General features: G+C 66.3%; 20 protein-coding genes and 1 tRNA gene. 9 read left to right on the plus strand and 12 right to left on the minus strand.

The genetic code is table 11. The annotated features are described in order from the left end of the window. Entirely contained in the window at positions 1–894 is an 894-nt protein-coding gene (locus AC4D2R_RS11340; protein WP_490940076.1) for a glycerophosphodiester phosphodiesterase, read from the minus strand. 121 nt (positions 895–1,015) lie between these two features. Here AC4D2R_RS11340 and AC4D2R_RS11345 point away from each other — a divergent pair, with 121 nt between their 5' ends. Continuing rightward, complete coding sequence (locus AC4D2R_RS11345; RefSeq protein WP_490903308.1) at positions 1,016–2,263, plus strand: DUF445 domain-containing protein; 1,248 nt, start codon at positions 1,016–1,018, stop codon at positions 2,261–2,263. 33 nt (positions 2,264–2,296) lie between these two features. Here the strand turns inward: AC4D2R_RS11345 and AC4D2R_RS11350 are convergent, their stop codons facing one another. Together AC4D2R_RS11350 and AC4D2R_RS11355 are read right to left on the minus strand one after the other, a co-directional pair. Further along, the gene (locus tag AC4D2R_RS11350) at positions 2,297–3,088 is read right to left on the minus strand and encodes a hypothetical protein (RefSeq protein ID WP_490940077.1); all 792 of its coding nucleotides are present in this window, start codon (positions 3,086–3,088) and stop codon (positions 2,297–2,299) included. 187 nt (positions 3,089–3,275) lie between these two features. Further along, positions 3,276–3,542 (minus strand): GlsB/YeaQ/YmgE family stress response membrane protein, encoded by a 267-nt coding sequence (locus AC4D2R_RS11355; RefSeq protein ID WP_294568821.1) that lies wholly within the window; start codon positions 3,540–3,542, stop codon positions 3,276–3,278. A 339-nt stretch (positions 3,543–3,881) separates the two neighbouring features. Here AC4D2R_RS11355 and AC4D2R_RS11360 point away from each other — a divergent pair, with 339 nt between their 5' ends. From AC4D2R_RS11360 to AC4D2R_RS11380, 5 genes are all read left to right on the plus strand, one after another. Next, entirely contained in the window at positions 3,882–4,130 is a 249-nt protein-coding gene (locus AC4D2R_RS11360; protein ID WP_490940078.1) for a DUF6458 family protein, read from the plus strand. 185 nt (positions 4,131–4,315) lie between these two features. Then, a complete protein-coding gene (locus tag AC4D2R_RS11365) occupies positions 4,316–5,083 on the plus strand; it encodes a DeoR/GlpR family DNA-binding transcription regulator (protein WP_490902822.1) in 768 nt (255 codons plus the stop codon). After that, the gene (locus tag AC4D2R_RS11370; RefSeq protein WP_490940079.1) at positions 5,080–6,099 is read left to right on the plus strand and encodes a 1-phosphofructokinase family hexose kinase; all 1,020 of its coding nucleotides are present in this window, start codon (positions 5,080–5,082) and stop codon (positions 6,097–6,099) included. Before AC4D2R_RS11365 ends, AC4D2R_RS11370 begins: the two co-directional genes overlap by 4 nt. After that, positions 6,100–8,193, plus strand: coding sequence for a PTS fructose transporter subunit IIABC (locus AC4D2R_RS11375; protein WP_490940080.1), 2,094 nt, complete (start codon positions 6,100–6,102; stop codon positions 8,191–8,193). It begins immediately after the preceding gene. A 156-nt stretch (positions 8,194–8,349) separates the two neighbouring features. Next, a complete protein-coding gene (locus AC4D2R_RS11380; protein WP_490902831.1) occupies positions 8,350–8,628 on the plus strand; it encodes an HPr family phosphocarrier protein in 279 nt (92 codons plus the stop codon). A 189-nt stretch (positions 8,629–8,817) separates the two neighbouring features. Here AC4D2R_RS11380 and AC4D2R_RS11385 read toward each other — a convergent pair whose 3' ends face one another. The 5 genes from AC4D2R_RS11385 to AC4D2R_RS11405 form a co-directional block, all read right to left on the minus strand. Next, complete coding sequence (locus AC4D2R_RS11385; RefSeq protein WP_490940081.1) at positions 8,818–9,543, minus strand: hypothetical protein; 726 nt, start codon at positions 9,541–9,543, stop codon at positions 8,818–8,820. After that, on the minus strand, positions 9,540–10,262 hold the full coding sequence (locus AC4D2R_RS11390; protein WP_490940082.1) for a hypothetical protein: 723 nt from the start codon (positions 10,260–10,262) through the stop codon (positions 9,540–9,542). Before AC4D2R_RS11390 ends, AC4D2R_RS11385 begins: the two co-directional genes overlap by 4 nt. Before the next feature lie 219 nt (positions 10,263–10,481). After that, entirely contained in the window at positions 10,482–11,774 is a 1,293-nt protein-coding gene (locus tag AC4D2R_RS11395) for an endonuclease/exonuclease/phosphatase family protein (RefSeq protein ID WP_490940083.1), read from the minus strand. A 128-nt stretch (positions 11,775–11,902) separates the two neighbouring features. Beyond that, a complete protein-coding gene (locus AC4D2R_RS11400; RefSeq protein WP_490940084.1) occupies positions 11,903–12,553 on the minus strand; it encodes a hypothetical protein in 651 nt (216 codons plus the stop codon). Positions 12,554–12,723: 170 nt separating this feature from the next. Next, a tRNA-Lys gene (locus tag AC4D2R_RS11405) sits at positions 12,724–12,796 on the minus strand. Positions 12,797–12,961: 165 nt separating this feature from the next. Here AC4D2R_RS11405 and AC4D2R_RS11410 point away from each other — a divergent pair. From AC4D2R_RS11410 to AC4D2R_RS11420, 3 genes are all read left to right on the plus strand, one after another. Next, a complete protein-coding gene (locus AC4D2R_RS11410) occupies positions 12,962–13,609 on the plus strand; it encodes a hypothetical protein (RefSeq protein ID WP_490902840.1) in 648 nt (215 codons plus the stop codon). A gap of 188 nt (positions 13,610–13,797) precedes the next feature. Next, positions 13,798–14,415: a DUF47 domain-containing protein gene (locus AC4D2R_RS11415; protein WP_490902841.1), complete on the plus strand. Its 618-nt coding sequence runs from the start codon at positions 13,798–13,800 to the stop codon at positions 14,413–14,415. Beyond that, entirely contained in the window at positions 14,416–15,426 is a 1,011-nt protein-coding gene (locus AC4D2R_RS11420) for an inorganic phosphate transporter (protein WP_490940085.1), read from the plus strand. A 164-nt stretch (positions 15,427–15,590) separates the two neighbouring features. On the opposite strand, the gene pstB is transcribed toward AC4D2R_RS11420, so the two are convergent. The 4 genes from pstB to pstS form a co-directional block, all read right to left on the minus strand. Next, the gene (gene pstB / locus AC4D2R_RS11425) at positions 15,591–16,370 is read right to left on the minus strand and encodes a phosphate ABC transporter ATP-binding protein PstB (RefSeq protein WP_490940086.1); all 780 of its coding nucleotides are present in this window, start codon (positions 16,368–16,370) and stop codon (positions 15,591–15,593) included. Between the two features lie 31 nt (positions 16,371–16,401). After that, the gene (pstA, locus tag AC4D2R_RS11430; RefSeq protein WP_490902846.1) at positions 16,402–17,505 is read right to left on the minus strand and encodes a phosphate ABC transporter permease PstA; all 1,104 of its coding nucleotides are present in this window, start codon (positions 17,503–17,505) and stop codon (positions 16,402–16,404) included. Next, a complete protein-coding gene (gene pstC / locus AC4D2R_RS11435) occupies positions 17,506–18,423 on the minus strand; it encodes a phosphate ABC transporter permease subunit PstC (protein ID WP_490940151.1) in 918 nt (305 codons plus the stop codon). Positions 18,424–18,614: 191 nt separating this feature from the next. Further along, complete coding sequence (gene pstS / locus AC4D2R_RS11440; protein WP_490940087.1) at positions 18,615–19,733, minus strand: phosphate ABC transporter substrate-binding protein PstS; 1,119 nt, start codon at positions 19,731–19,733, stop codon at positions 18,615–18,617. Positions 19,734–19,852 lie beyond the last annotated feature (119 nt).

The following is a 19,852-nucleotide window of genomic DNA, read 5'->3' on the forward strand; positions in this document are numbered from 1 at the left end:
TCACAATCCCCTGCCCCGAGTCGCGGATTCCTCAGCCGCATCCGAAAAGATGCGAATCATTTCTGCGGGATAGTCGGTTGTAATCTCCTGGACGCCCAGAGTGGCGGCGAATTCGGCATCTTCGCGCGTATTGACCGTCCACACCCGGACCCGGATGCCGTCTGCAATCCACGCCCGCACCTGCTCCGGATGGTCCCGCATATAGGCGACGCCCGGGCCGGCGAGGCCCACCATGTGCGAATCGATCAGTGCCTCGCCCTCGTCGATGGCCCGGCGCATCAGGTTTATCACCGCCCCGGACATCACCGCCCCGAAGCTGAGCGCCTCCCGCACCTCCTCCGGCTCAATGTCGGCAACGAGCTGGCACAGCGCGTGGGGTGACGCCGTCTCTGCGAGGCGGTGCATCGAGTCGGGGTTGAAGCTCATGAAGCTGATGCTGACGTTCCCGAGGCGGGAACCCTCAGGATCCCACCCTTCGTCGAGGAGGAACGCGAGCAGCTCCTCTTCGAGCCGCAGGCCGAAAGGGCTTGGATGCTTGAGCTCGATGGCAAGGGCGATCTCCCTGCCGGAGCGCCGCAGCAGTTCGAGGAGGTCGGAGAGCAGCAGGAACTGGTTTCGGACGCCACCGTACTCCGCCGGAACCGGAACACCCCGCCAGGAGGCGAAGTCAAGCTCGCGGAGCTCCGCCAGGGTTGAATCGGCCACGTCACCGCTTCCGCTCGAGGTGCGGTCGAGCGTTGAGTCGTGGATGCACACGAGCTGCAGGTCCCGGGTCAGGTGCACATCGCACTCGACGCCGTCGGCACCCTCGGCCAGCGCCTGGAGGAACGCGGCGCGCGTGTGCTCGGCGAACATCCCGCTCGCTCCGCGGTGGGCAAAAATCAAGGGACGCATGGGTTGCTCCTGCTGATCCGACGAAATAGACAAACCTGCCGTCGCCCACGCTACGCGACGAGCCGCAACCTGGGGGACGCAAGGGGCGCGGCTCGATAGACTTCACTGTGTGAATGCATCGATGCTGGGCACGGACGAGCAGAGGGCTGCGGCGCTGCGGCGCATGAAGATCGTGGCAACGGGACTGTTGGTGCTGCTCGCCGTCATCTTCGTGACGGCGTTTGCGCTCCAGGATTCCTACCCGTGGCTCCAGTATGTGCGCGCGGCGGCGGAGGGTGGAATGGTGGGCGCGCTTGCCGATTGGTTCGCCGTGACCGCGCTGTTCAAGCACCCCATGGGCATCAAGATTCCGCACACCGCCATCATCCCGCGGAAAAAGGACCAGATCGGCGAGTCCCTCGGGCAGTTCGTCGAGGAAAACTTCCTGTCGGAGTCGGTCGTGCGGGCCAAGCTCGATTCGGCGGGCATCGCCCAGAAGGCCGGCGCGTGGCTGGCGCGCCCGGAAAGCGCCGATCGCGTGGCCGTGGAGGGGGCGGCCCTGATCCGCGGAGCCTTCACCGTCCTCAATGACGAGGCCGTGCAGTCGGTGATCGAGTCGATGGTCCGCCGCCACATCCTGGCACCGCCCTGGGGGCCTCCGGTGGGCCGCCTCGCCGAGCGCATCTTCCGCGAAGGCCACCACCACCGCCTTGTCGACCTGCTCGTCGACCGCGCCGCCGAGTGGGTCGACGCGAACTACGGCGTCGTCACGCGCGTCGTGGCGCAGCGCTCCCCCACTTGGGTGCCGCGCCTCGTCGACGGCGTGGTGGGGGACCGCGTGTACGCCGAGCTGGCGAAGTTCATTCGGGCCGTCCAGGACGATCCGGAGCACGAGGTGCGGATCGCGCTCGATAAGTACCTGAAGGATCTCGCGCAGGACCTACAGTACAGTCCGGACACCATCGCGAAGGCCGAGGAGATCAAGGCCCAGCTGCTCGATGATCCGCGGGTCAGGGACCTGACTGCCCGCACCTGGAGCACAATCAAGACGGCACTGCTCGAAGCGGTTAACAATCCGCAGAGCGAACTGACCACGAACTTCAAGGCCGCGGTCCGCGACTTCGGCATGCGCCTTTCAACCGACCCCGAGCTGGCGGGAAAGGTGAACCGGTGGATCTCCGACGGCGCCGCCTACGCCGTGCGCACCTACCGCAGCGAAATCGCGAGCGTGATTTCCGAAACCGTTGCGCGCTGGGACGCCGATGAAACCTCCCGGAAGATTGAACTGCAGGTCGGCAAGGACCTGCAGTTCATCCGGATCAACGGTACTGTTGTCGGCTCGCTCGCCGGCCTTGCGATCTTCGCAGCAGCCCACGCGGCCTTCGGCTAGCTCCGGGGAACCGCGGGGGCCGACCTCAGCCCCTTAGCCCTTCGGCTTCCTGTCGGCGCCTTCCGGGGCGGAGGAGTCAAGCACGTTCGCAAGGTCGCCGGGGACCACCTGGGGAGGCGGGCCGAACGCCGTGCGGGTGGCGCTGATGACTGCCTTTCCCATCATGTGGTTTCCCGCTCCGCCCACGGCTGCCCCCACTCCGAAGGGGAGGGCGCGGCCGAGGAGGGCGCCGCCCTGCCGGGCGAGCATCCTGCGGATGAACCGTCGGCGGATGCTGGCGCTGAGGGCGCTCACCATCGATGCAGGCGCCGCACTTCCCACAGCGGTGCCCCAGGGCTCGGACCCTCCCTTGCTGCCGCCGAGGCCGGACTGGATGAGCGCCATGCCCTCCTCTCCCATCAGGATGGCCATGACCATGGTGCGTGAACGCTCGGGGTCGTCGGTGTGGACGCCGTGCAGTTCGGCAATCGACTGCGCATAGAGGGCTGTGGCTTCAAGGAACCCCACTGTTGCCGCCGCCGACAGGCCCAGGGAGGCGATGGTCCCGATGGCGGGTACGGCCGCGGTTGCCCCGACTGCCGCTCCCGCTACGGTGATTGCGCGAAGGTAATCGCGCTCAAGCATGTCCGAGAGTTCGGCGGGCGACGCGTGCGGGTGGGCCTTGCGGATGCGGCGCAGGTTGGCCAGCACCAGCGGGCGCTGGACGTCGATGGCCCGCTCGATGGCGCGGTAGATGCCGGGCTTGGGATTGCCGTCCTTGTCGAACAGCGCGCTCGATGCGGCTTTGGCTGCGGGATTGAAGCGGGTCCTGTATAACGGGTTCACTCGTATGAGTTCCTTCCAGTCCTTGTCGCCGGCACAGCCGGGCGTCTTTAGTCTAGGCCCGGGCTGTGCCTCGCGGCACTGATGGTTTTTTGCGGGGCCGGGCAAAACGAAGGGCGTTCCCGGAGACCCGGAAACGCCCTTCTACGGCTGTTCCCCCAGGTTCAGCCGGTCACAACTTATGCGCTTGTTATGCGCGGCTGCGGTTCTTGGTTACAGCGCCGTAGATGAGCAGCACGATGATCGCACCGCCGATGGCGAGCAGCCAGGTGGAGAGATCGAAGAAGCCTTCAATTCCGGTTCCGAAGAGCGCACCACCGATCAGGCCGCCGAGGATCGCGCCGACAACGCCGAGGACGAGGGTGATTACCCAGCCACCGCCCTGACGCCCCGGCAGGATCAGCTTGGCGATGGCGCCAGCGATGAGTCCGAGAAGAAGAAAACCTAGAATACCCATGAGATGCTCCTTTGAGTGATGGTCATCCGCCGGAGCGAATAACGCAACTGATAAAACCGATGCACCGAGGTGCAACTTTTAGATACTCTACTTCATCAGCATGCTTAGGGTTCAATCCTAACACCCGAACTTTCACGATAAACCTCCGAATCCCCCTGCCGCAATGCCCCGGCGGGCGGACGAGTACCCGATCCGGTGCCGGGCGCCCTCCCGGGATTAGCCGCAATGGGAAGCGTGCTGAGCGTTACCGTATTGTCACCAGGCAGCACGGCGCCGCGCGGGGAAGCGCCGAATGAATTGCTGGCTCCGCGGTGCATTTCGACCAAAGGAGTAATGGGCATGAGAATCGGATCCTCAATAGCAATGATCGCGATAGGGGCAATTCTCGCTTTTGCGGTTGCCGACATAGTCAGCTTCGTTGACCTGACCCTTGTCGGGTACATCCTCATGGGTTGGCGTTCTCGGCCTGATCATCTCCCTGGTGCTCAACGCCCCCCGCAGCACCGGGTGACGGAGTCGCGGTCGATCTCCGATCCGGGCACCGGCGAGACTGTCACGCGGAATGAGACCCGCGAGGGAGGGCTCTGATTCCACAGCGAAGGCAGGCAGGCCAGGGCGCTACCGCCTTGGCCTGTTTTTTGTCCAGCCCCGGCCCGTGCCGGGTTAACCGTTGACGCTCGGGCAAAACCGGAGATACTCTCACACAACCAAAGACGCACGGAGAACGGCCAGGAACGAGATGCACCAGCTGGCGCATCACCCATGGAGTCGCAATGTTCGCTGAGGAACGCCACCGTCACATCGGCACACTCGTGCGTACCGATGGCCGCGTCACCGTGACCGATCTTTCCGCGAGGTTCAACATCACCCAGGAAACGGTGCGGCGCGACCTTGCCCTCCTCGAAAAAGACGGACTGCTCCGGCGGGTGCACGGCGGGGCCGTAGCCGAGAACCTCGCGGCGACCAGCGAGTCCGACCTCGCCAGCCGGCAGACCCGCTTCCGGGCCGAGAAACTCCGCATCGCCAAGGCCGCACTCGAGATGCTTCCGGCCACGGGGTCGGTGGTGCTCGACGCCGGCACCACCACCGGGGCCCTCGCGGCACTGCTCGCCGGCGAACACCGTCCGGGGGTAACCGTCATCACCCACTCCGTGCCCATCGCGCACGCGATCACCGGTTCTGCCCTGCACCTCGAGGTGATCGGCGGCCGCGTTCGGGCTTTGACCAGCGCCGGAGTCGGAAGCAGCGCCGTCGCCTCGTTCTCCCGCCTGCGCGCCGACCTCGCCTTTGTCGGTGCGAACGGCATCTCCCCCAAGTTTGGCCTCAGCACCCCCGACACCGACGAAGCGGCGGTCAAGACTGCGATTGTCCACGCAGCGCGCCGGGTGGTCCTTGTTGCCGACTCCTCGAAGTTCAACGAGGAATCCCTTGTCAGCTTCGCCCAACTGGAGGATATCGATGCGTTCATCACCGACCGCCGCCCCGGGGCTGCACTCGCCGCAGCGCTCTCCGCAGCCGACGTCGAGGTGGTGACCGCGTGATCCTCACCCTGACGGCGAATCCGAGCATCGACCGCACCGTCGAACTGCAATCACCCCTTGCCCGCGGAGCGGTGCAGCGCGCCGTGGCCGCTCATTCTGAAGCGGGCGGGAAGGGGGTCAACGTCAGCCGGGCCCTCGCCATGTCGGGCGTCCCGACGCTTGCCCTCCTTCCGGGCGACGACGACGACCCGGTGCTTGCCGGCCTCCGCGCCGCGGCGGTGCCCTTCCGCAACCTGCCCGTGGGGGCTCCGCTGCGCACCAACACCGCGTTCACCGAGCCCGACGGCACCACAACCAAGGTCAACGAGCCCGGCCCCCTCCTCGACGCCGGCCAGGTGGCTTCGCTCGTCGAGCTCGTCGTCGAAGCAAGCCCTGGAGCCTCGTGGCTGGTCCTCGCCGGGTCGCTTCCGCCCGGCGTGCCCGCGGATTTCTACGCCTCGCTCATCGCCGCCGTGCGGACCCGCCTCGGCGCGGGATCTCCCCGGATAGCTGTCGACTCCTCAGGCAGCGCCCTTGCCGAGGCCGCCCGCGGGGCCGTCCTGCCCGACCTGTTGAAGCCGAACGCCGAAGAACTCGCCGAGCTTGCCGGCATTGGCACCGGAGACGAGCTTGAGGCCGACTTCCAGCTCGCGGCGCGGGCCTGCCGGGCCTTGATCGACGCGGGAACGGGTGCCGTGCTCGCCACCCTTGGAGCCCGCGGCGCCCTGCTCGTCACCGCCGAGGGTGCCTGGCATGGCCAGCACCCGCCGGTCACTGCCCGTTCAACCGTCGGCGCCGGCGATTCGGCCCTCGCCGGGTACCTGCTGGCTTCCGCAGCCGGTGAAACGGCTGAGAACTGCCTGCGGCAGGCTGTCGCCCATGGCTCTGCGGCTGCCTCATTGCCCGGATCGACGGTCCCCTCGCTCGATCAGACCACTCCCTCGGCGGTGACCGTCACTGCCCTGGCAATTCCCGCTCGAACGCACGGCGGCGCACCCGCGCAGCACGCAGCACCGTTCCCAAAGGAGGAAAATTGAATGTCCGATCTCATTACGCCGGAACTCGTCACTCTCGATGTGGACCTCGGCAGTGACCGCCAGTCGGTAATACGCTATCTCGCGGAGCAGGTGACCCGGCAGGGCCGGGCGACCGCCGCCGAGGGCCTCTACGCCGATGCCCTCGCCCGGGAAGAGAAAACCGCGACCGGGGTGCCGGGAGGTATTGCGATTCCGCACTGCCGCTCGACCTCGGTGACCCAGGCCACCCTGGCCATGGCGCGCATCAACCCGCCCGTTGACTTCGGTGCCAAGGACGGCCCGGCGGACCTCGTGTTCTTCATCGCTGCCCCTGAAGGCGCCGACCAGGAGCACCTCAAACTGCTCTCCAAACTTGCCCGCTCCCTGATCCGCAAGGACTTCACCGCGGCCCTGCGTGCAGCGGCTTCCCCGGCCGAGGTCGTTGACTTGGTCGAAGGCGCACTCGGCACGGGGAAGAATGCGGCACCAGTTGCGGCGGCCGGAGCCGCGGCGCCGGTTGCTTCGGCGGCCGGCCAGTCGGGCGCCCACGCTGCGGCACCCGCAGCGGGCGACGGCGCAGCGGGTTCTCCCTCCCCCGCTGCGGGGGACGGCGGAGATGGCGCGGTGCGCCGGCTCGTCGCAGTCACTGCGTGCCCCACCGGAATCGCTCACACCTACATGGCGGCCGATTCGCTCGTTGCTGCGGCCAAGGAACGCGGAATCGACCTTCAGGTCGAGACTCAGGGCTCCTCTGCCGCGACCCCGCTCGACCCCTCGGTGATCGCAGCGGCCGACGCCGTGATCTTCGCGGTCGACGTCGATGTGCGCGACAAGCAGCGCTTCGCCGGACTCCCGGTCATCAGCGCACCGGTCAAGCGGGGCATCGACGAGCCCGGGGAAATGGTTGACGAGGCAGTCGCCGCGGCCCGGAATCCGCAGGCGCGCCGTGTCGCGGGCACCGCCGGCGGCGCGGAGGGTGATAACACCGAGAAGGCCGGAAGCGAAAGCTTCGGTTCGACGCTCAAGCGCGCGCTGCTCACCGGTGTCAGCTATATGATTCCGTTCGTCGCAGGCGGCGGGCTGCTGATCGCCCTTGGCTTCCTCCTCGGCGGCTACGCCATCACCGACGTTGCAGACGCCGTCGTGCTTGAGAACAGCCTGGGCAACCTGCCCGAGGGAGGGCTCGGAACCTACCTCGGCGCTGTGGCTTTCAAGATCGGTCAGCTGTCGCTGGGGTTCCTGGTTCCGGCCCTTGCCGGCTACATCGCCTACGCGCTGGCCGACCGGCCCGGAATCGCTCCGGGCTTCGTGGCGGGTGCGGTTGCAGGATTCATGGGGGCCGGCTTCCTTGGCGGCATCGTCGGCGGCCTCCTCGCCGGTTACGTGGCACGGGTGATTGGCCGGCTCAGCGTGCCCCGCTGGCTGCGCAGCCTGATGCCTGTTGTGATCATTCCGCTGCTTGCCTCGCTCATCGCTTCGGGTGCAATGTTCCTGCTGCTCGGCGGACCGATCGCCGGGCTCACCAATGCGCTCAACGGCTGGCTGTCCGGGCTCACCGGGACCGCCGCGGTGGTCCTTGGCATCATCCTCGGACTGATGATGGCGCTCGATCTTGGCGGCCCCGTGAACAAGGTCGCCTACTCGTTCGCCGTTGCCGGGCTCGGCGCCGGCAGCGCCGCCAACCAGGCACCGTGGCAGATCATGGCCGCCGTGATGGCGGCCGGCATGGTCCCGCCGCTGGCCATGGCCCTCGCCACGTTGATCGACCGCAACCGGTTCTCGCAGGCAGAGCGGGAGAACGGCAAGGCGGCCTGGCTGCTCGGAGCGTCGTTCATCTCCGAGGGCGCCATCCCGTTCGCGGCGGCCGACCCGCTGCGGGTCATCCCGGCCTCGATGGTCGGAGCAGCAGTGACGGGTGCCATGGTCATGGGACTGGGGGTAACCTCGCAGGCGCCCCATGGCGGATTCTTCGTCTTCTTTGCGATAGGCGGCTTCGGGTGGTTCCTCCTGTCGATCATCGTCGGCATGGTGGTTTCCGCCGTCGTGGTCGTTGCGCTCAAGCGCTATGCCTCACGCAACCGGGACGAAGTCCCAGCCGAACCGGTGAGCGTGTAGCGCAAACCCCGCGCATCGGCGACCCCGGCCCGCCTGCTCCGGAGAGTCCCTTCACTGAGGGACTCTCCGGAGCAGGGTGGCTACCCTTACAGAACCTTAGAAAAGGAAAAGGCCGGCAAGAGTCAACGGCCCAACCACCGAGCAAAGGAAATCCGAATGTCAGAACGCAAAGCCACAGTCGCCAGCCGCGTCGGCCTGCATGCTCGCCCTGCCTCGATCTTCGCCGAAGCTGCCGGAGCGGTTCCTTTGGAGGTGACAATCGCCCTCGAGGGGGATCCGGTCGACGAGGCAATGGACGCTTCGAGCATCCTTTCGCTCATGAGCCTCGGTGCCTCCCACGGGGACGTCGTGGTGTTGCGCGCTGAAGGAGAGGGCGCCGACGCGGTCCTTGAGGATCTTGCGAAGATTATCGAGACGGATCACGACGCCGAATAGGCCGTGCCGTGCTGGCTGTTCCAGCCAGGAGGTGAATCCCCGGTACGTCCACCCGTTCTAATGGACGCACCGGGGATTCGTAACCATCCGCTGACCCCCCACGGTCAGCGGCAGTTACATAATCATTATATTTTCACACTGTCATGAAAACGTGAACCGATTTTGAACACGATTCGGTCTCGAAACCGATCAGCGGGGCAGTCTGCTGTGCTTTCGAGTCCTCAACCTGCGCTTGCTGAACCAGATAAGGGTCAGCCCCGAGACAACGAGCAGGATTGCGGCGAACGGCAGCAGCACGTCCAAGGGACCGAGCACGCTGCTTTCGACAAACACCCGAACCGCCGCAAAGGCAACGATCAGCGCAAAACCCAGCCCGAGCAGCAGGCAGGCGACGCGGTGGATTCCACGGAACGAGCGGTTGCGGGCCGCGGCCACGGCCGGCAGGACAAGGCATGCCGCAACATAGCCGGGGTAAAGCCTGCCGACAGCCGCGTAGAGCTGGACCTCCTGCTGGTCCTTGAACGCCGCCAGCCCCGTTGAGGAGCCGCGCAGGTCGCTCAGGAGGAACAGGACGACGGTGCAGGCAACCGCAATGACCAGTACTGTTCTGCCGACCGGCCCCACGAGCCGGGACCGCGCCCGCCGGCAGCCGAAGGCCGCGGCCATGCGCAGGCCGAGCAGGATGGTTACCGCAAAGAGCGAGAGCCGGATGACGAGGTTTGCGAGATTTTCGCGGCCGAGGGCGGAGTCGACGGTGAGGTAGATGGGCGGTAGCGACAGCGCGACCGCCACCGAGAGCAGCACCAACGCTGTGAACACGGACCTCCCCTGCCCGCGCACTGCGTCAGGGAGCCGCAGGCCGGCCCCGACCAGGCACAACACAAGGGCGGCCCACTGGACCGTTTGGACGCTCATCCGAGGTTCTCCAAAATTGCACGGTCCTTCCGGTCGTCCGCTTCAGCCTTCTTCAACTGCTTGCCGAGCGCCTCGAGACGGTCACGCCCAAGGAGCACGAGGTCGATCTCGCTCAGCGCCTCAAGCGCCTGGCGCCGGCCGTCCTCGGGCCAGCCGCCCTCGGCTGCGGTCAGGAGCCCCGTAACGACCAGCCCGCTGGCGAGCGAAACCCCTGCGATGCGCGCTGCTTCAACCGCGAGATCCGGGCTGAGTCTTCCCGCGGTGAGCTGAGCCGAAATGTTCTGACGGGCGACGCCGGTGTGCCGCGACAATGCCTGGCGCAGGTCCCCCGGATCGATTGCTTCGATCCAGGCCCGCACCGAATTCCGGTGGGGAAAGGGCTGGAGCTCGAAGGCCGTCCCCTGCCGGTCCTCGCTGTGCTGGACCACAAGCCTCAGCACGTCAATGTGGGAAACCTGGCTGAGGAGCTCGGCCTGGGTGGGCGACCGGATGCCCGTGGGCAGATCGGCGTAGCCTTCGAATTCGCCAAGGGCCTGCACGGGATCGAGTCCGTAGCCGCGGGCGATGGCAATGACTGTTGCAACCGACACCTTGCCGCGGACGAGCTGCTGCGCGAGGGTAGACCGTTTCAGCCCGGCGGTCCTGCACACATCGGAGACGGTGTCGTGCGGAGCGATCCGCACACGCCACAGCTGGAACGCCTTTGCCGTGACGGCCATATTCGCCTTCCAACTGGACATTTTCGGACCACTTCGCAGTATACTTAAACCGCTGGCTCCCCTTTCTGCGATTCCCCCATACGCAGAACGCGGAGCCAGTTTCAATTTTAAGCCTGAGCGGTCAAAACAGGGATCGGCGCAGGGATCCAGCCGGGTGGAAAACGAGAATGCCGCCGGCAAGGCTGCCGGCAGGGCCGGCGCCCTAGCGGAAGTCCCGAGCTATTTCCGCGGCAGCCTCACGTCGGCGAAGACCAGGCGGTGATCGCTTGAGGGGAAGGGATAAATTCCGGTGAGTTCGGATCCCTCGGTTCCCACCCGCGGCCAAAAGACCCCTGAGCCGAGCACCGGAAGGTTCTTTGAGGGAAGCACGTAGTCAACGCGCAGGTTCCCAGCACCGAGATCCTCGAAGTCCGCGGTGTCGTAGCGGGGACTCGTCGAGTGCCGGGTGTTCGCCCCGCCCTGGAGCGCCGAGGCTTCCTCCGCGCCTTCGGAGGAAGGCAGGGGATCCTCGATGAGCCGGTGAAACAGCAGTTGGCCGATCGAGCCGGGGACCGAGTCGCCGTCGAGCGGGTCGCTGTTCTGGTCTCCCATGATGACGAACCGCGAGCCGCGCGCCAGCCCGCCCCGCACTCCCGCGTCGTCGTAGAGGTAGGCGGCCGTCTTCCCGCCCTCGACGTAGTCCGCCCAGAGACGGATTTCGTCGTTGTTGCGCTTGCCGTTGCGGTCCTCGCGGCCGTCGAAGACCGGCGGGGTCGGATGGCTCGCCAGGACATGGACCGTCTTGCCGCCCACCTTGACCGGCACGTCCCAGTGGGACTTGCTCGAGAGCCGGACGCGCTCGAGCTCGTCGGGCGAGTACCAGCCGTTGCCTTCGGTTGCGACCGCGTCGGTGGGAAGCAGCGCACCCGGCATGTCCTTCCAAAGGAACTCCTGGAAGGTGCGGATGTTCGCTTCATCAATTGGGTATTTCGAGTAGAGAACCATCCCGTACTGGCCTTCGAAGGCCCCGAAACCGAAAGCGTCATCGGGCCCGCCGGTCACGCCGTCATTGTTCAGGTCGAGCCCGCTGGGAACCCCGGTGTTGGAGGGTGCGACGTAAACGTAGGGGTAGGTGACACCCGCACGGCCGCCCTGGCCCACCTCGAGGTAGTTGGTGCGGAAGAGGTCGGCGGCTCGGTGCTCGGAGTCGTAATCGAACTCGTTGAGCAGCAGCACGTCCGGATCCGTACTCTGGACTACTGCCGCGATAGTCCGCGCCTGTGCGTTGTTCCTGGTGCTGAGATCGCGGGCGAGGCCTCCGGCGTTCGGGCGGGTAAGGCTCGCGTTGTAGGTTGCGAACCGCACTCCGGCCGTAACTGCGCCTGCCGCATTTCCGCCACCCGCATTTCCGCCGACGCGGGGTTCGGCGCTGACGCGGCCCGGCTCGACGGCGGCTGCACCGACGGGAAGGGCTCCGACGACAAAAAGAGCTGCTGCGGCAGCTGCCGCAAGGCTTCTTCTCACTAGGCGCATTCGTCCCTCTCGAAACACTTTTCTTCCGGGATTCCCACCCTACAGGGCATCCACCGTGGGGAAAGGGTCCTGCGGTAACGATTGTGGATCGGCTGCCCTCCGGCGCGGAAGCCGGCGGCGTGCGGCCCTTACGGGCGGGGCTGGGAGGCCGTGTCGAGTAATGCCGAGGGTGCCGCGCGGCCGGCCGGCAGGGCCACGCCGGCTTCGCGTTCCGCGGCAACCAGTGCGTGCTCGAACCGGCGCACCGCCGCCAGGTACCCGCCCGCAACCTCGAACCCCGTGTGCCGGTTCGAGCCGTCCGCCGCCCGTGCCGCCCACTCATTGTCCGAGTCACGCAAAGCAGCGAGCACGCGGCGCGATGCGGCCCTGGAGGGGTCGGACATTGCCGGGTAGGCGATGGCTTTGCCGGGATCCAACTCGTAATCGATCCAGCGGCGCACCGCAGTTTCGTGGCGCAGCCGAAGACTTGCCCATTCCGTTTCCGCCGCGGCTTCGGCCCGGCCCGAAACCCGCCTCCGCTGCCGCAGCGCGACGTAAACCGCGAGGATGGAAGCGATCAGCAGGACGGCAAGAATTGCAGGCTTCCCGCTCGGGGATCCTGCACCCGCGGCGGCAAGGGCGATGACGGTGAACACCCCGGGGAAAATCAGCCAGAACAGGGAGTCAGCGTCGACCCGCCGGCTCAGGGCCACGTCAACCCGCCAGGCCGTGAAGCAGGCAGCAGCAGCCGCTGCCGCCGCCAGCAGCGGGCCGGAAAGCCCGAATGCGACGTCGCTCATGGGAATCCTCATGACTGGGCGCCAGTGCCCGGCACCCGTTCGGAGCTACTTCCCTCAATTGCAGACCCCCGGAGGGCGTTAGTCAACGCCCAAGCGCAGACGCCGCCGCTTCGGCAACGCAAAAGCCTCCGCCGGCCGTGGCCGACGGAGGCTTTCCACTCTCGAAAGAGTGGGCCCTGTGGGGCTCGAACCCACGACCCACGGATTAAAAGTCCGATGCTCTACCAGCTGAGCTAAAGGCCCGTCATCGGGCGGGCTGGACCCAGCCAGCTCGAACGACCTTTTAACTTTATCGTAAATCCCCGCACCGCTGGTGCAGGAGGATGCCGGAATCCGGCCTCGGCACCGCCTGCTCCACAGGCGGGGCTCTCCTTCTTACCGGTCTTCGGCAGGAGTATTCTCGTTCCCATGGACGGCGACTACACGAACAAGACCCCGCGGCCGCACAAGCCCAAGCCATTTGCTCCTGTTGACTTCGAGGTCTTCGCCGGCGGCGTCGACCCGTCGCGCGTTTCCGAAGCGGCGCACATGGCGGCGCATGCGCTGGTCCACCACGGCCGGGACAACGACGACCCCGAGGTGACCCGCCGGTTGGTGGAGCTGGCAGACAGGCAGGGTCTTGAGGCGGTCGCGGAGATGTGGGCGGAGAGCCCCGCGCGGTCCCTCCCCGGGGCCCTGTGGCGCCTTTACGCGCTGCGGGCGGCAACGCAGAAGGACCCGGAGCGGATCGCCTCCTACTTCAGCGCCGGAAAGGAGGTAGCGCAGGTCTCCAAGGTGGTGGCCGGCGTTGCCGAACCTCCGGGCGCCACCGAGGTCGCCGAAATGGCCGACACCATCCTTTCGGGGGCGTTCGAAGGGGAGTTCGACGTCGCCCTTGAACGCTTCGCCGCCTTCTGCAGGGTGATCGCCCTCGGACAGGCAAACCATGCTGCCGACGCCGAACACTCGAACAGTGCGCACGCGGCGAAACTGACGAGGAACTCCCACCAGCTCATCAAGACGGCTGAGGACCTTGAACACGCCGCAGCCGCCTGGCGCCGGGGAGAGCTTGACTAACGGCGCCGGAGGCGCGTGTTGACACAGACGCCGCAGAGGAGAAAACTGAAACTGGCGTCGGACCGTGGAACCCCCGGGCTTCAACACTCAGCCGCTTCGAGCGGCCTTCCGCCGAGAGGCGCTCCCGGTTCGGCGCCATTACCATGCCATCCATCGAGTCCAGCCGCACCTGAGCGCAGGAAGCATCCGTGAAGTTACGCCTCTTCCCCCAGGAAACCGCCGGTCTCGAGCTCCTCTCCCGAATGGCGCAGCAGCTCGTGCTCGGAGTCGGCACGATGTCGGCTGTTCTTGGCGCCGCGACCGAGGAGTACGACAGGCTCGCCGAGGAACTGCACCAGCACGAGGCGGCTTCGACCGACCTCCACTTCGCACTGCTGACCTCAATGCGCACCTCCTTCGTGAACCCCCTGCCCCGGGAGGACATGTACTCCCTTTCACGGCTCCTCAACGAGGCAATTGAGAAGCTCGACGGGGCCGCCGAACTGATCGCCCTGTATAAACTCAGCAGGCTGAGCCCCCGCGCCGCGGAACAGCTCGAGGTCATCAACCGGCAGGCCGAACTCACCGCTGTGGCGATGCGCCGCCTGAATTCGATGGACGAACTCGAGGAATACTGGATCGAAATCCTCCGCCTTGCCCGTAGAGCCGAGCGGACCCACCGCAGTTGGTGCGCCGAGCTGCTTTCGGACCACAAACCGCTCGCCTACGCGCGGCACCGGGATGTTGCAAACCAGCTTGTGGATGTGACGAAAGACATCCGCAAGGTCGCCACCCATGTTGGCAGCATCCTCGTCAAGGAATCCTAGGTGGAGCCTGTCCTCCTGGTTGCCGTGATCGGCTTGGCGGGAGGTTTCGCATTCCTCAACGGGTTCCACGACGTCTCCAACTCCGTGGCGACGGCCGTGCGCACCCGGGCGCTGACCCCCACAGTCGCGGTACTGCTCGCCGCGTTCTTCAACCTCGTCGGGGCGCTGCTGAGCACCTCCCTTGCGCTCTTCTTCGCTGACGAGGGGCTCCGCCTGCCCCCGGGCACCACCGGACTCGGCGTGCTCATTGCCGGACTGCTCGGCGCCGGCTGCTGGGGGCTCTTCACCTGGTACCGCGGCAAGCCAAGCTCGTCGACGCATGCCCTGATCGGGGGCCTGATCGGGGCCGGCGCGGCCTCGAGCCTGCTCGGCGGCGAAGCGATCGCCGGCCCGGGCCGGGTGCTCCTCCTCCAGATCGTGCTGCCACTGCTGCTCTCCCCTGTTGTGGCCTATCTTCTAGCGTATGTCGCAGTGTTCCCCGCGATCTGGCTGCTGCGCTACAACTCCCCCCGCAAGGTGAACACGGGCAACCGGATCGGCCAGTCGGTTTTCGCGGGGATCTTTGCCCTCGGGCACGGGCTGCAGGACGGCCAGCGGACAATGGCCGTGATCCTGCTCGCGCTCGTGGCCACCGGGGCTTCCTCGGGGACGCAGATGCCGCTGTGGGTGCAGGTTTTCGCGGGCGTCCTGCTGGCGTGCGGCTCGCTGTGCGGCGGTTGGCGCATCACCCACACCCTGGCGCACCGGCTCGTCCGCATCGACCCCCTGCGGGGCATGACGGCCCAGGGGGTCAGTTCGGTCATGCTGTTCGTAGGGGCGATCTCGCTGCAGGTCCCGCTCTCAAGCACCCACACAATGACGTCGGCGATCGTCGGAGCCGGCGCCAACCAGCGCTTCGCCTCGGTGCGCGGCTCCGAGCTGCTGCGGATCCTCCTGGTCTGGCTGGCCACCGCCGTCGTTGCCGCGCTCCTGGGCGCCGTGTTCTTCCTGGCGCTGAGCCCGCTGTTCTAGCCTCGCGGCACAGCTTCCCTGCACAACTTAACTCCCGGTACGGCTCCCGCGCCGCTCGGGTGGGCGGGGCACGGCTTGAACGAGTCGGCTTAAACGCGTCGGTCCCGCCGCCGCCGGGGTGTTCCGGGCGGGACGGCGGGACCGATGATCGGTTTACCCGAGGGTTATCCGAAGCGCCCGGAGACGTAGTCCTCGGTCGCCTTCACGGAGGGCTTGCTGAAGATGGTTGCAGTGTCGCCGTACTCGATGAGCTTTCCGGGCTTGCCGGTCCCGGCGATGTTGAAGAACGCCGTCTTGTCGGAAACCCGTGCCGCCTGCTGCATATTGTGGGTCACGATCACGACCGTGTAGTCGTTCTTGAGCTCGTTGATGAGGTCCTCGATGGCGAGCGTAGAGATCGGATCGAGCGCGGAGCAGGGCTCATCCATGAGGATCACCTCGGGCGAGACCGCGATCGCGCGGGCGATGCACAGACGCTGCTGCTGGCCGCCGGAGAGTCCCGAGCCGGGACGGCCCAGCCGGTCCTTCACCTCGTTCCACAGGTTTGCACCCTGCAGCGACTTCTCAACGAGGTCGTCGGCGTCGGACTTGCTGATCCGCTTGTTGTTGAGCTTCACGCCGGCGAGGACGTTGTCGCGGATCGACATGGTGGGGAACGGGTTGGGCCGCTGGAACACCATGCCGATCTGGCTGCGCACGGTGACCGGGTCGACACCCTGGTCGTAGAGGTTGTCTCCATCGAGGAGCACTTCGCCCTCAACCCGGGCGCCGGGGATGACCTCGTGCATGCGGTTCAGGGTGCGCAGGAACGTTGACTTGCCGCAGCCGGACGGACCGATGAACGCGGTGACCGAGCGGGCCTTGATTTCAATATTGACGCCCTCTACGGCAAGGAACTTGCTGTAGTAGACATTGAGGTCCTTGACGTCGATTCGCTTGGACATGAATTCCTTTTTCGTTTGGTACCGCGCGGGCTCAGCGGCTTGTCTTGGGGGCGAACATACGGGCGATCAGGCGGGCGGCGAGGTTCAGCAGCATGACCATGAGGATCAGCAGGAGTGCCGCCGCCCACGCGCGCTGCGTACTTGGGTCGGTGTTTGTGGGAGAAGTCGGCGTGAGGATCTGGTAGTAGATCAGCGTGGGGAGGGTGCTCATCCAGCCGCTGAACGCACTCCAGTTGATGGCGCTGGCGAATCCTGCCGTAACTAGGATAGGCGCCGTTTCGCCGATCACCCGGGCGATCGCAAGGGTTACGCCAGAGGCGATACCGGAAATGGCGGTGGGGATGACAACCTTCGTGATGGTGCGCCACTTGCGCACGCCAAGGGCGTAGGACGCCTCGCGCAGCTCGTTGGGCACGATCTTGAGCATTTCCTCGGTGGAGCGGACCACCACGGGGATCATCAGGACCGACAGCGCAACGGCCGCAACGAAGCCCGTGCGGGTTCCGGGCCCGAACAGCAGCCCGAAGAGGGCAGCTGCGAAGAGACCCGCGACGATCGAGGGGATGCCGGTCATCACGTCGACGAAGAACGTGATGGCGCGGGTCAGCGGGCCGCCGGTGCCGTATTCGATGAGGTAGATGGCGGCGAGCAGGCCGATGGGCACCGAGATGGCCGTTGCCCAGAGGGTGATCTGCAGGGTGCCGATCACCGCGTGGTAGGCGCCGCCGAGCACGGGAGTTCCCGCTGCGACCGACTGGTTGTCAACGGCACCGGTCACGCCGTTCATCGAGGTGAACAGGAAGTCGTAGGAGATTCCGGGCAGGCCGCGCTCGAGGACAGTCCAGAGCACGGACAACAGCGGCAGGAGCGCGAGCACGAAGCACCCGTAGACGAGGTACGTGGCAAGCGAGTCGGTTGCCTTCCGCCCGCCTTCGACCACGGCCGTCACCCCGGTGGCACCGAGAATGAAGAACACGGCCGAGAGGACGCCCCAGGTCACGGCGCTGAAGCCCACCAGGGAGGCGACGGCCGCACCGAAGATGAGTGCGGCGCCGAGCACCACCCAGACGGCGTAGGAGGGCAGTTTCCCCTTGGTGAGCTGGGACTGCCGGCGGGTGAGGGTTGCATTTGTCATTTAGTTGGCCCCCGAGAAGTCCTTGTGGCGGGTGATAATCCAGCGGGCCACCATGTTGACGGCCAGGGTGATGAGGAACAGGACGAGGCCGGCGGCGATGAGTTCGCTGAGCCGGAGCCCGAAGGCCTCAGGGAAGTTGAGGGCGATCTCCGCGGCGATTGTCTGGTTGCCCGATGCGATGAGGCTTGCGGTGAGCGCTCCGCCGGAGAGGACGAGGGCCACTGCCATTGTCTCGCCGAGCGCGCGGCCAAGGCCGAGCATCGCGGCGCTGATGATGCCGGGGCGGGCGAAGGGAAGAACCGCCATCTTGATCATTTCCCAGCGGGTGGCTCCCATCGCCAGCGCCGCCTCCTCGTGGAGGTTGGGGGTCTGGAGGAAGATTTCCCGGCTCAGGGAGGTGATGATGGGGAGAACCATGACGGCGAGGACGATGCCCGCCGTGAGCATCGTGCGCCCGGTCTGGCTGGCCGGACCTTCGAAGATGGGGATCCACCCCAGGTTCTCAGCGAGCCATGCGTAAATCTTTGCCAGCTCCGGGGCCAGGACCGCGTAGCCCCAGGCTCCGTAGACGACCGAGGGGATCGCGGCCAGCAGGTCGATGACGTACCCGAAGCCCTGCGCAAGCCGCCGTGGGGCGTAGTGGGAGATGAACAGCGCCACGCCGATTCCCAGCGGGGTGGCGATCAGCAGGGCGATGAGGGCGGCAACGATCGTCCCAATGACGATCGGGAAGATGTAGGTGGCAAAGCCGGCCCCTCCGGTGATCTCCGAGGGGTCGGCGCTGGCCACGGGGAGCGCCTGCACCAGCAGGAAGACCGCCACGCTGAAGAGAACGGCGAGGATGAGGCAACCTGCGGCGAGTGTCGCGCCGGAGAAGATCTTGTCTCCGGACTGACCCGACCGGCGGGTCTCGGTCATCGTGATGGTGGACACTGGTAAACCCTTCGGAACTGTTGCGCTGGAGTGCACTTGATGGTGCGGATGGTGCTCTGGATAGTGTTCATCGTTCAACCGGCCATTACAAACCGGCGTCGGCGGTCCGGTCCCCTCGGACAGCCGACTGCCCCGCCCGGCCGCTGGGCGGCCGGACGGGGCATTGGTGTGGTGCTTTAGGAAGCAACGGCGATCGAGTCGATCGCCGTCATCGCCTGGTCGCGCAGGGTGTCGGAGATCGGCGCGTTGCCGGCGGACCCGGCGGCGTCGTCCTGGCCCTGCTCACTCACTGCGTAGGTGGCAAACGCCTTGACGAGGTCAACGGTCTCCTGGTCCTCGTAGGTGGAGCAGTAGATGTGGTACGAGACAAGGACGATGGGGTAAGCGCCGGAAGCCTCGGTGTCGCGCTCAAGCTCGAGGGACATGTCGACGTCGGAGCGTCCTTCGACCGGCTTGGCCGCCTCAACGGCGAGCGAAGCGGCCTCGGGGCTCAGTTCGACGTACTCTTCGCCGACCTTGACATGCACCTGTCCCAGATCCCCGACTGCCGAAGCGTCGGTGTAGGAAATGGCACCCTCGGTTGACGAAGTGGTCGAGACAACGCCGTTGGTTCCCTGGGCGTTCTCGGCGACGATGTCGGCGGGCCACTCTCCGGAGGCCTCATCCGTCCACGCCTTAGGTGCCGCCTGGGAAAGGTATTCGGTGAAGTTTTCGGTGGTGCCCGACTCGTCGCTGCGGTGGACAACGGTGACCGGGGTGTCGGGAAGGTCGACGCCCTCATTCTGGGAGGCGATTGCGTCGTCGTTCCAGGTCTTGATCTCGCCGCGGAAGAGCGAGGCGATGGTTTCCGCGTCGAGGTTCAGCGACTCGACGCCCGGAAGGTTGAACGCCACGGCGATCGGGGAAACGTAGGCCGGGATGTTGATCGCGCCGTCGGGGCCGCAGATCTCCTTCGAGGCTTCGTACTCTTCGTCGTCGAGGGCGGCATCGGAACCGGCGAACTGCACGCCCTGGGCGAGGAACGCATCCCGGCCGGCACCCGAACCGTCGGGCGAATACTGCACCGTCGCGCCGCTGTTCGCCGTCTGGAACCCCGACTGCCAGGCGGTCATTGCGGCGTTCTGGGCCGAGGAGCCGGCTCCGGTGAGGGTTCCGGTGACGGAGGCACCGGCTGAGGTGGACTCGCCGCCCTCAGCTGCCGGCGCGTTGGTTGCGTTGTCGGAGCCACAGGCGGTCAGTGCGAGCGCCGCAACGGAGATTACTGCTGCTGCGCGGCCAAAGCGAAGAACCTTCACTTGATATTGCCCCTTTCAGGGATTTAACGGTGGTGCGTAGGGCACCGAGTTGAATGAACGCGTCCTTGTACATCGTTCAAGCTAGGCGTCCCAGGTAACGAGATTGGCCGCACTACATG

The sequence above is a fragment of the Arthrobacter sp. TJ-217 genome, from assembly GCF_058269255.1.